11 protein-coding genes are annotated in these 11,578 nt (G+C 67.5%); all 11 read left to right on the top strand.

The window, feature by feature from the left end; translation table 11 throughout:
- Positions 1 to 77: 77 nt before the first annotated feature.
- The 11 genes from C566_RS0103295 to C566_RS0103245 all read left to right on the top strand — a co-directional run bounded on the left by C566_RS0103295 (position 78) and on the right by C566_RS0103245 (position 11,521).
- The gene (locus C566_RS0103295; RefSeq protein WP_026266331.1) at positions 78 to 281 is read left to right on the top strand and encodes a ubiquitin-like protein Pup; all 204 of its coding nucleotides are present in this window, start codon (positions 78 to 80) and stop codon (positions 279 to 281) included.
- Between the two features lie 86 nt (positions 282 to 367).
- On the top strand, positions 368 to 1,210 hold the full coding sequence (gene prcB, locus C566_RS0103290) for a proteasome subunit beta (RefSeq protein ID WP_018772907.1): 843 nt from the start codon (positions 368 to 370) through the stop codon (positions 1,208 to 1,210).
- 1 nt (position 1,211) lies between these two features.
- Positions 1,212 to 1,919 (top strand): proteasome subunit alpha, encoded by a 708-nt coding sequence (gene prcA, locus C566_RS0103285; protein ID WP_018772906.1) that lies wholly within the window; start codon positions 1,212 to 1,214, stop codon positions 1,917 to 1,919.
- Position 1,920: 1 nt separating this feature from the next.
- A complete protein-coding gene (gene pafA, locus C566_RS0103280) occupies positions 1,921 to 3,285 on the top strand; it encodes a Pup--protein ligase (protein ID WP_018772905.1) in 1,365 nt (454 codons plus the stop codon).
- A 111-nt stretch (positions 3,286 to 3,396) separates the two neighbouring features.
- The gene (locus C566_RS0103275) at positions 3,397 to 4,332 is read left to right on the top strand and encodes an FKBP-type peptidyl-prolyl cis-trans isomerase (protein ID WP_018772904.1); all 936 of its coding nucleotides are present in this window, start codon (positions 3,397 to 3,399) and stop codon (positions 4,330 to 4,332) included.
- A gap of 57 nt (positions 4,333 to 4,389) precedes the next feature.
- On the top strand, positions 4,390 to 4,785 hold the full coding sequence (locus tag C566_RS0103270) for an FKBP-type peptidyl-prolyl cis-trans isomerase (protein ID WP_018772903.1): 396 nt from the start codon (positions 4,390 to 4,392) through the stop codon (positions 4,783 to 4,785).
- 165 nt (positions 4,786 to 4,950) lie between these two features.
- Positions 4,951 to 7,014 (top strand): helix-turn-helix transcriptional regulator, encoded by a 2,064-nt coding sequence (locus tag C566_RS0103265; RefSeq protein ID WP_018772902.1) that lies wholly within the window; start codon positions 4,951 to 4,953, stop codon positions 7,012 to 7,014.
- Positions 7,015 to 7,019: 5 nt separating this feature from the next.
- A complete protein-coding gene (locus C566_RS0103260) occupies positions 7,020 to 7,412 on the top strand; it encodes a hypothetical protein (protein ID WP_026266330.1) in 393 nt (130 codons plus the stop codon).
- A 35-nt stretch (positions 7,413 to 7,447) separates the two neighbouring features.
- Positions 7,448 to 7,717: a Sec-independent protein translocase subunit TatA gene (gene tatA / locus C566_RS0103255; RefSeq protein ID WP_018772900.1), complete on the top strand. Its 270-nt coding sequence runs from the start codon at positions 7,448 to 7,450 to the stop codon at positions 7,715 to 7,717.
- A gap of 48 nt (positions 7,718 to 7,765) precedes the next feature.
- Positions 7,766 to 8,560, top strand: coding sequence for a twin-arginine translocase subunit TatC (tatC, locus tag C566_RS0103250; RefSeq protein WP_018772899.1), 795 nt, complete (start codon positions 7,766 to 7,768; stop codon positions 8,558 to 8,560).
- Positions 8,561 to 8,584: 24 nt separating this feature from the next.
- Positions 8,585 to 11,521, top strand: coding sequence for a DEAD/DEAH box helicase (locus C566_RS0103245; RefSeq protein ID WP_018772898.1), 2,937 nt, complete (start codon positions 8,585 to 8,587; stop codon positions 11,519 to 11,521).
- Positions 11,522 to 11,578: the final 57 nt, after the last annotated feature.

Here is an 11,578-nt window from a genome sequence, read left to right as displayed (position 1 = left end):
CGCGGGCGCCCCGGGCGTGGCACTATTGCTACAGGATGTCCCTTACGAGAAAAGGGACGGACATGAAGGAGAAGACAATGGCAGGCCAGGAGCAGCAGCAGCCGCAGTCGCGGGACACCGAGGTTGACGAGGACGTCCCCGCCGCGCCGCCGGCCCCGGCGGACGCCCAGGCGTCGGCAGCCACCCAGGGCGTCGACGATCTCCTCGATGAGATCGACGGCGTGCTGGAGTCCAATGCCGAGGAGTTTGTGCGCGCATTCGTCCAAAAGGGCGGCCAGTAGGAGCGCCGCCGGCCGCCGGATGAGGGCGGCGGGAGGGGCTAAGGGCCGGAAGAGTCGTTGATCCACCACGTTGAGGGAGAGCGTTAGTGCAGGAAACAACAGCCAACCGAGTAGCAGCCAACGCGACGTCCTCATTCACCGAGCATCTGCAGCGCGAACGGCCCGATCTGATGCCCTTCGGCCAAGTGCCGTTCAACCAGTTGGCCGCCGCCGGGCACACCGGGCAGCCGGGAGCACCGCTGCAGGTCCCGCACGGGACCACGATCGTGGCGATGACCTATGCCGGGGGAGTGCTGATGGCCGGGGACCGCCGCGCCACCATGGGCAACGTGATCGCGAGCCGGCACATCGAGAAGGTCTTTCCCGCCGACCAATATTCAGTGCTGGGCATCGCCGGGACCGCCGGAATCGCGCTCGACATCACCCGGCTGTTCCAAGTTGAACTCGAACACTACGAGAAGATCGAAGGCACGCTCCTGAGCCTGGACGGCAAGGCGAACCGGCTCGGCGCCATGGTGCGCGGCAACCTGCCCATGGCCATGCAGGGCCTCGCCGTCGTCCCCCTGTTCGCGGGATTCGACCGGCCCGCCGGCTTCGGCCGGCTCTTCTCCTACGACGTCACGGGCGGACGCTACGAGGAACAGGAGCACCACGCGGTGGGATCCGGCTCGATGTTCGCCCGCGGCGCGCTGAAGAAACTGTGGCGTCCCGGCCTCTCGGAGCAGGACGCCGTGGCGGTCGCCGTCGAGGCCCTGTACGACGCCGCCGACGACGACTCGGCCACGGGCGGCCCGGACCCGGTCCGGCAGCTGTGGCCGGTGGTGTACATCGTGAACCGAACAGGCGCCTTCCGCGTCCCGGACCGCGATCTTGCCGCCGTGGCCGGCCGCGTCATCGAATCCCGCGCCGTCGCCCAGCGGGAGGCTTGAGATGACCCAGCAGTTCTATGTATCCCCCGAACAGCTGATGAAGGACCGTGCGGATTTCGCACGGAAGGGCATCGCCCGCGGACGCTCGGTGGTGGTCATCAGTTGCCGGGACGGGATTGCCCTCGTGGCAGAGAACGCGTCCCCGTCGCTGCACAAGATCGGCGAGATCTACGACAAAATCGCGTTCGCCGCCGTCGGTAAGTACAACGAGTTTGAGAGCCTGCGGCAAGCCGGGGTGCGGTACGCCGATGTCCGCGGATATTCCTACGACCGCGAGGACGTCACTGCCCGCGGGCTCGCCAGCGTGTACGCACAGAGCCTCGGCGCGGTGTTTACAGCCGAACAGAAACCCTTCGAGGTGGAACTGGCCGTGGCCGAAGTCGGTCAGTCCCAGGAGGCGGACCATCTGTACCGGTTGACCTTTGACGGGTCCATCGCCGACGAGCACGGCTTTATCGTGATGGGCGGCCAGGCGGACAAGGTCTCCGAGGCTGTCGCGGCGGGCTGGCAGGGCGAACTCGACTTCGCGGGCGCCATCCGGCTGGCCCTCGCCGGGCTCGTGGCGGACAAGGAAACCACCACCCTGCCGGTATCCGCACTGGAAGTTGCGGTACTGGACCGGGGATCGGAAAGCGGCCGCGGCACCCGCCGGGCCTTCCGCCGGCTCGAGGACCCGGACATCGTGGCATTGCTGGCTGAGGAGAAGTGAGATGGACAAGCGCATATTCGGCATCGAAACCGAATTCGGAATTTCCTATTCAAGCCCGGAGTCCCGGCCCCTGGCACCGGAGGAAGTGGCCCGCTACCTCTTCCGCAAGGTGGTCAGCTGGGGACGGTCCTCCAACGTCTTCCTGACCAACGGCTCGCGCCTTTACCTGGACGTCGGGTCCCACCCGGAATACGCCACCGCCGAGTGCGACGACCTCGCCCAGCTGATCGCCCATGACCGCGCCGGGGAACTGATCCTGTGCGACCTCGTGGACGAAGCCCAGGAACGGCTCGCGGCGGAGGGCTTCAACGGCACCGTCTACCTGTTCAAGAACAACACGGACTCGGCCGGGAACTCCTACGGCAGCCACGAAAACTACCTCATCCCGCGGCGCGGGGAATTTTCCCGGCTCGCGGAGATCCTCATCCCCTTCCTCGTGACCCGCCAGCTGATCGCCGGGGCCGGCAAGATCCTCAAAACCCCGCACGGGGCGACCTTCGCGTTCTCCCAGCGGGCCGACCACATCTGGGAAGGCGTCTCCTCCGCCACCACCCGCTCCAGGCCCATCATCAACACCCGGGACGAGCCGCACGCGGACGCCGAATTTTACCGGCGCCTGCACGTGATCGTGGGCGACTCCAACATGTCCGAAACGACGGCGCTGCTCAAGATCGGCACGGTGGATCTGATCCTGCGGATGATCGAGGCCGGGGTGATCATGCGCGACATGCGGATGGAGAACCCGATCCGCAGCATCCGGGAAATCTCCCACGACGTCAGCGGCCGGGCACTGGTCCGGCTCGCCAACGGCCGGCAGCTCACGGCCCTGGAAATCCAGCGCGAGTACCTGGGCAAGGTGACCGCGTTCGTGGCCGAACACGGCGCGCACAACCCCCACGTGCCGCTGATCCTGGACCTCTGGGAGCGCACACTTGACGCCATCGAAAGCGGCGACACGAGCACGATCGATACCGAAGTGGACTGGGCCATCAAGAAGAAGCTCATGGACAACTACCGGGAACGGCACGGGCTGGGCCTTGACGCTCCCAGGATCGCGCAGCTGGACCTGACCTACCACGACATTTCCCGTGGCCGCGGCCTCTTCTACCTGCTCCAGGCCCGCGGCGCCGTGCGCCGGGTGGTGGACGACACCGCGGTCAAGGACGCGGTGGATGCACCCCCGCAGACCACGCGCGCCAAACTCCGCGGCGACTTCGTCCGGCGCGCCCAGGAGCTTGGCCGCGACTACACCGTGGACTGGGTTCATCTGAAGCTGAACGACCGCGCCCACCAGACCATTCTGTGCAAGGATCCCTTCCGGAGCGTGGACGACCGGGTGGATGCGCTGCTGGACTCGATGGGCTGATACCCAGCTTTGCACGTTATTCTGGGGTAGGGCCGCCTTGCGGCCGCCGCTTTCTTTGCCACGGGAAACCGAACGGCACTGAGTCCACCCTGCCTCGACGAAAGTTTCCAATTGCGCCGACTACTAGCAATTCTTCTTCCCGGACTGCTGCTGCTGACCGCCTGCGGCGGCAGCGAAGCGCCTCCGGCTCCGGAACCCACCAGCCAGTCCGCGGGTGAGACCGCCAAGCTGGACTCGGTCAAATTGACCGAGAACGGTGACAAGAAGGCCCCCGGCGTCGACTTCACCAAGCCGCTCGACGTCAAGGAACCCACAGTCAAGGTGGTCACCGAGGGCGGTGGCGAGCGGGTCAAGGCCAACCAGATCGCCGACATTTCGATCGTGGCCTTCAATGGCACGGACGGCTCCACCCTCGAAGACACGTTCCCGAACGATCCCGAGCCGCTGGAGCTGAACGACGAGCTCAAGGGCAGCAGCCCTGTCATCTACAACGCGTTCGTGGGCGCCAAGATCGGCTCGCACCTCGCCCTGGCCGTTCCCGGCCAGGCCGCAGCCGAGGGGACCGCGGCCAAGCCGACCCAGCTGCTGATCGTCAAGGTGCTCGCCGCCAAGGACGCCCCGCCGGTCCTGGACAAGCCTGAGGGCGACGCCATCACCCCGCCGGCCGGACTGCCCACCGTCAAGGAAAACGACAAGGGCGTCCCGGAGATCTCCGTCACCGGTGTCAAGGCCCCGACCGCGCTGGTCTCCCAGGACCTCATCACCGGCAAGGGCCAGGCCCTCAAGGAGACCGACACCATCACCGTGAACTACGTCGGCGTCGCACTCGCCACCGGCAAGGTCTTCGACTCCAGCTTCGAGAGTGGCAAGAAGGCCACGTTCCCGCTGACCGGCGTCATCAAGGGCTGGACCCAGGGCCTGGCCGGCAAGACGGTCGGCTCCCGCGTCCTTCTGGTCGTCCCGAAGGACCTGGCCTACGGAGACCAGGGCCAGGGCGACGCGAAGGGCGACCTCGTCTTCGTCGTCGATATCCTCGGCGTCAAGTAATCCACCGCAACAACCGCAACAACTGCAGTCACTACACGTCACCTCAAAGGAGTAACCATGTCATTTGGACAGCGCAACCTCGACCGCGAGAAGCCGGAAATTGACTTCCCCGAAGGAGACGTCCCCACCGAACTGGTCATCACGGACCTGATCGAAGGGGACGGCGCCGAGGCGAAGCCCGGCGACACCGTTTCCACCCACTACGTGGGCGTCGCCTGGTCCACCGGTGAAGAATTCGACGCATCCTGGGGCCGCGGCGCGCCGCTGGACTTCCGGGTCGGCGTCGGCCAGGTCATCCAGGGCTGGGACCAGGGCCTGCTGGGCATGAAGGTCGGCGGCCGCCGCCGCCTCGAGATCCCCTCCGAGCTTGCCTACGGCTCCCGTGGCGCCGGCGGGGCGATCGGCCCCAACGAGGCCCTGATCTTCGTCGTGGACCTCGTCGCCGTCCGCTAACGGACGCCACACAGACGCGACCCGCACGGTGGCTGAACCAGCCGGCTGATTCCGCCGGCTGAATCAGCCCCGGAGGGGTAGAAGCGCGGTAACAATCGGAAAAGTTCTTCCGGCTGTTGCCGCGCTTTCGTCATTTTCCGCGACCGGCTTTAGTACCCTTGCGAGGTGTCCGCCTCACGTACAGAACGCCTCCTGAACCTGCTCATCGCCCTGCTCAACACCAAGTACGGCCTGCGCCGCAGCGAACTGCGCGATAAGGTCTACCACGACACTACGAGCAGTGACGTCGCCTTCGGCCGCATGTTCGAACGCGACAAGGGCGAGCTGCGCCAGTTTGGCTTCGACGTCGAGGCCGTGATGGACACGGGCTGGGGTTCCGACGACCCGGCAACCACCCGCTACCGGATCGGCAAGGAATCGAACCGGCTGCCCGACGTCAGCCTCACGCCCGAAGAGTGCACAGTCCTCATCCTCGCGGCCCAGCTCTGGGAGCACGCCGCCCTCGGCTCCGCCGCCGTGGACGCGGTCCGGAAGCTGCAGGCTGCCGGCGGCCTCGTCGACGCCGAACTCCCCACCGGCGTCCAGCCGCGCATCCGCCCCGCCGGCCAGGCCTTCGAGGACCTGGTTGCCGCGATACACGCCCAGCATCCGGTCCGGTTCAGCTACCTCGCCGGCAGCACGGGCCAGGAGCAGGAACGGCTGGTGGAGCCCTGGGGCCTGGGCAGCCGCTTCGGCCAGTGGTACCTCGTCGGCCACGACCGGGGCCGGGGGGACAAACGGTTCTTCCGCCTGTCCCGCCTGACGTCAGCAGTGACCGTCCTGGAGAAGGAGAGCTTCACGCCGCCCGCCGGGTTCAACGTCCGCGCCGAGCTGGCCGGCCTGGCGGAACTGCCGGTACAGCATGCCGTGGTCGACGTCGAGCACGGGCGGCTCCTGGGCCTCCGCAAACGTGCCCTAGCGCTTCCAGCCCCAACGTCGGCAGCCGCAGCGCCGGGGGCCGGGGTTCCGGAACCGGAGGCTCCGGAACAGGGAACACAAGGGCCTGCGACCGGGACGGACCGCCTCGCGGTGCCCTTCCGCGACGCCGAGACCCTGGGCGAGGAGCTGGCCTCCTACGGTCCCCGCGTCACCGTGATTTCACCTCCCGAACTCGCCGGCGCCGTCCGCCGCCGCCTCACGGCTGCCGCGGAATTCGCCGACGGGCCCCTGCCGGACGTGGCTTTCCCGGAGGCGGCCCGCGCCGGCCGCGCCCGCAAACGCACGTCGGAGGACCAGCTCAAGCGGATGCTGCAACTCGTGCCCTTCCTGGTCCACAACCAGGGACTCCACATCAGCGAGGTCGCCGCCAGGTTTGGCATCACCCGCAAGGCGCTCGAGGACGACCTTCGGATCCTGATCTGCTCGGGCCTGCCGGAAGGCTACCCCGACGATCTGCTGGACATCCAGTGGGACGATGACCACGTCTTCATCACCCAAGCCCTGGACATGACCCGCCCCGTACGGTTCACCGTGGACGAGGCCTGCGCGCTCCTGACCGGCCTGGAGACCCTCAACAGCCTGCCCGAGCTCGCCGAAGGCGGCGCACTGGAATCGGTGACGCTCAAACTCATGGCAGCGGCGGGGGAGGAGGGCGTCAAAGCGGCGGCGCTCTCCGGCCCCGAGGTCGCCCCCGGCGACTCCGCCACCCTCGATACCGCCCGCGCGGCCCTCGAATCCGGTGCGCAGCTGCACCTGAGGTACTTCTCGCCGCAGCGCGACGCCGTGTCCGAACGCGACGTGGACCCCTTGCGGCTCTATTCGCTGGACAACACGTGGTACCTCGAGGCGTACTGCCACTCCGCCCAGGGCCTCCGCAACTTCCGGCTGGACAGGATCGAAGCCCTTGAGCCCAACGGCCGGCCGGCGGCCGCGGCGGCGAAGCCCACGGGCAGCTTTCCCGTGAAACTGTTCACCCCGAACGACGACGACACGGTAGTCGTGGTGGAACTCGCGCCCCGCGGCACCGGCCTCGCTGACGACTATTACGCCGAGCGGACCGCGGCCCTGCCCGGCGGCGGGATGCTCGCCGAAATCCGGTTCGGCAGCACGGACTGGCTGCCGATGTTCGTGGCCCAGCACGGCGGGATGGTGAGGATCCTGCAGCCGGAGGCCCTCGCGGCCGCGTCGCGGGAGTGGCTCGCCGCGGCCCTGACGCAATACGAAGCCTCGTCGGATCGCCCGATAGACTGATCTGCATGCCTTGGTGGTCCTGGATCGTTATTTGGATAGCGCTGGTCGCGTTGTCGCTGTTGTTCTTCGGCGTGCTCGGCTTGCGGCTGTTCCGCCAAGCCACGACGACGCTCTCGGAATTGGGTGAAGCCGCTGACCGCTTTTCCACCCTGCCCGCCCCAGCAGGCCCGGCCGGAATAGCAGGAACTGGTTCAGCGGCCGGCGCCAGTGACCCGGCCGGCGCGGACGAACCGCTACGGCCGGTGCCCGGCGAGGCCATTTTTGCCTCGCCCGCGCGGATGCGACATGATTACCACGCATCCAAGCTCGCCCGGCAAAACGCGCGCCGGCTGCGCCGCATCCAACGCAAGAAGGACCGCGGTCAACCCCAGGCGCTGCGCGACATCGAAACGCGTTAGACATAGGATGTATTCAAACGAAAGGACCTCTCCACATGAGGCTTGAAGGCTGGCATCTCATCATCATCATCGTTCTGGCACTGGTGCTCTTCGCTGCGCCGAAGCTGCCGGGCATGGCCCGCAGTCTGGGCCAGTCGATGCGCATTTTCAAGTCGGAAGTCCGGGAAATGAAGAAGGACGGCACCACCGATGCCAAGGATGGCTCCGAGCCGGTTGAAGGACGGGTTATCAACCACCCGCAGGCCGGCGCACCGGAAAGCCGCACGGGCGATGGAACCGACGTTCCGCCGTCGACCCGCGCCTAAGACCGCATGGCAGTAACCATGAGCCGTCGATCGAACCCCGAGGGGAGGATGGCGCTCCTCGACCACCTCAAAGAGCTGCGCAACCGGCTCTTCAAGGCGGCAATCGCCGTCGTCCTTGGGACGGTAGTGGGTTTCCTTGTCTACCAGCCAATGCTGGCGGCGCTGATCAAGCCGATCCGCGACCTGAACGAACACGAAGGCCGCCAGGCCACCCTGAATTTTGACGGCGTCGCGAGTTCGTTCGACCTCATGATCCAGGTCTCGGTGTTCCTGGGCCTGATCATCGCCAGCCCCGTCTGGCTTTACCAGCTCTGGGCCTTCATTGTGCCCGGGCTGCACAAGAAGGAACGCCGCCTGGCCCTGTCCTTCGTGGCGGCGGCCGTGCCGCTCTTCGTCGGCGGCGTCCTGCTGGCCTGGCTCGTGCTGCCCAACGCGGTGCGCGTCCTGACCGACTTCACGCCGTCGGGCGGCTCCAACTTCATCAGCGCCCAGGTGTACCTGTCCTTCGTGCTGCGGCTGCTGCTCGCCTTCGGCATCGCCTTCCTCCTCCCGGTGGTCCTGTTCGGGCTGAACCTGGCCGGCCTCATCAAGGGCCAGCAGCTCGTCAAGAGCTGGCGGATCACGGTTTTCCTGGTCTGCCTGTTCGCCGCGATGGCCGCTCCCGGCGCCGACGCCATGAGCATGTTCTACCTGGCCGGGCCCATGCTGGCGCTGTTCTTCGCCGCGATCGGGCTGTGCCTGCTCAACGACCGACGGCGCGAGCGGCGCGCCGTCAAGCGCGACGCGGAGACCGAAGCCACCGCCGACCAGGCCACCCCCAGCTCCGAGCTGGAGAATCTCTAGCCTTTCGCGCACTAGGCTGGAAGCATGTCGTCACACCCCGGGCCGGAATCACCGTCCGAACGTTACCGCGCCAGCGTCGAGCGGGCTGCTGAAGCCAAGACCTACCTGGGCGGGTTCATCCGCTCGCTCGAATTTGAACTCGATGACTTCCAGCGCGAGGCTTGCCTGTCCCTGCAGGCCGGCCGGGGCGTGCTGGTGGCCGCCCCCACGGGCGCCGGGAAGACGATCGTGGGGGAGTTCGCCATCTATCTGGCCCTCCAGCGCGGGCTCAAGGCGTTCTACACCACCCCCATCAAGGCCCTGAGCAACCAGAAATACTCCGAGCTGGCCGCCAAGTACGGCGCCGCCCAGGTGGGCCTGCTCACCGGTGATACCAGCATCAACGGCGACGCCCCGGTGGTGGTCATGACCACCGAAGTGCTCCGCAACATGCTCTACGCCGATTCGGACACCCTGGACGATCTCGGCTTCGTGGTCATGGACGAGGTCCACTACCTCGCCGACCGCTTCCGCGGCGCGGTGTGGGAGGAAGTCATCATCCATCTGCCCAGCGAGGTCCAGGTGGCCTCCCTGAGTGCCACGGTCTCCAACGCCGAGGAGTTCGGTGCGTGGCTCGACACCGTTCGCGGGCAGACCGACGTGATCGTCTCCGAGCACCGCCCGGTGCCGCTGTGGCAGCACGTCATGGTGGGCCGGAAGATCGTGGACCTGTTTGCCGGTGACACCAGCTTTGACGAGATCGCGCTGCCTGGTGAGGCAGCCGCCGAGGCCGTAGCCGGCGGTGCCGTAGCCGGCGCTCCCGCCGTCGGCAGCGGCTCCTCGGCTGCCGTCACGGCAGAAGTGCCCGGGCGGGCCGGCTTCGAGGTCAACCCTGAACTGCTGTCCATGGCCCGGGCCGAGAGCCAGATGAATTTCCGTGGCCGCTTCGGCCACGGCGGACGCAACCAGCGCCGGCAGCAACGCAGCCAGCGGGACGAACCGCAAGGCGCCCAGCGCAGCCCGGTGCGGAAGGCCAGCCGGCCGCAGGTCATCGCCAGCCTGGACCGGCAGGACCTCCTGCCGGCCATCACGTTCATCTTCTCGCGGGCCGGCTGCGATGCGGCCGTGGCCCAGTGCGTCGCGGCCGGACTGTGGCTGACCACCGAGCGGGAACAACAGATCATCGCCCAGCGCGTCGACGAGGCCGCCCAGGACATCCCCTCGGACGACCTCGATGTGCTCGGCTTCTGGAGCTGGCGGGACGGCCTGCTGCGCGGGCTCGCCGCGCACCACGCCGGTATGCTGCCGACCTTCAAGGAGGTTGTGGAGAAGCTGTTCGTCGACGGGCTGGTCAAGGCCGTCTTCGCCACCGAAACACTGGCCCTGGGCGTCAACATGCCGGCCCGCTGCGTCGTGCTGGAAAAGCTGGACAAGTTCAACGGCGAAGCCCATGTCAATATCACTGCGGGGGAGTACACCCAGCTGACGGGCCGGGCCGGCCGCCGCGGCATCGACGTGGAGGGCCACGCCGTCGTGCTGTGGCAGCCCGGCACGGATCCGGCCGCTGTCGCCGGCCTGGCCTCACGGCGGACCTACCCGCTGAACTCCAGCTTCCGGCCCACGTACAACATGTCGATCAATCTTTTGGCGCAGTTCGGCCGGGCGCGTGCCCGGGAGATCCTCGAATCGTCCTTTGCCCAGTTCCAGGCGGACCGCTCCGTGGTGGGCCTGGCCCGGCAGGTCAGGAGCCGGGAAGAATCCATTGCCGGGTTCAGCAAGGCCATGACCTGCCACCTGGGCGACTTCACCGAATACGCGAAGTTGCGGCGGGCCCTGGGCGATGCCGAGACCATGGCCTCCCGGAGCACGTCCCGGGCCAGGAAGTCCCTGACCGAGGACTCCCTGAGCAGGCTGCTCCCGGGTGACGTGGTGGATGTTCCCGCCGGCAAGTCGCCGGGACTGGCGGTGGTGCTCAGCTCCGACCACGAATCGCGCGAGCCCCGCCCCGCCGTCATGACGCTGGACAACCAGCTCCGGCGGATCGGCCTGCACGACGTCGAAGGGCCGTTGTTGCCGATCACCCGGATCAGGATTCCCAAGTCCTTCAACGCCAAGGTTCCCAAGTCCCGCCGCGACTTGGCGTCCTCGGTGCGCAACGCCATCCGCGAGCACCGGCCGCCGGCTCCGCCGCGGCGCGACGACGACTTCGGCCGGGCCTCCGCGGCACCCAACCAGGAGAAGCGGATCGCCGAGCTGCGCCGGGAGCTCCGCGCCCATCCGTGCCACGGCTGCAGCGAACGCGAGGACCATGCCCGGTGGTCCGAACGCTGGTGGAAACTCCGCCAGGAAACGGACGGGCTCATCCGCCAGATCCAGGGCCGGACCAACACCATCGCCAAGACGTTCGACCGTGTTTGCGGCGTCCTGACGGGCTACGGCTACCTGGAAACCTCGGACGCCGGCGTACTGTCCATCAGCCCCGACGGGCAACGCCTGCGGCGGATCTACGGCGAAAAGGACCTGCTGATTTCGCAGTCCCTGCGGATGGGGGCCTTCGACGACCTCGACGCCGCCGAGATCGCCGCCCTTGCCAGTGTGCTCGTCTACCAGGCCAAGCGTGAGGACCGCGGGCTGCGGCCCAAGATGCCGAGCGTGTCCCTGGAATCCGCGGTAGACACCGTGGTCCGCGAATGGTCCGCCCTGGAAGATATCGAGGAAGCCAACAAGCTGCCCCTCACCGGCGAGCCTGAGCTCGGCCTCGTCTGGCCGATCTTCAAGTGGGCCAAGGGCCGGCACCTCCAGGACGTGCTGAGCGGCACCGACCTGGCCGCGGGCGACTTTGTCCGCTGGGTCAAACAGGTGATCGACCTCCTGGACCAGCTCGCCGACATCCCGAACCTCGACCCCCGGATTGCGCGGCTGTGCGCGGACGCCATCAAACTCGTCAAACGCGGCGTCGTCGCCTATTCCTCCGTGGCGTAGGGAGCGGGCCGGACCGGCCCGCTCCCTGGACCACTAACGAGTCTTCCCAGACTTTCG

The sequence above is a fragment of the Arthrobacter sp. 131MFCol6.1 genome (assembly GCF_000374925.1).
Lineage (GTDB): Bacteria > Actinomycetota > Actinomycetes > Actinomycetales > Micrococcaceae > Arthrobacter.
Note: the sequence above shows the minus strand (reverse complement) of the source record. Positions and strands in the feature narration are given on the sequence as shown.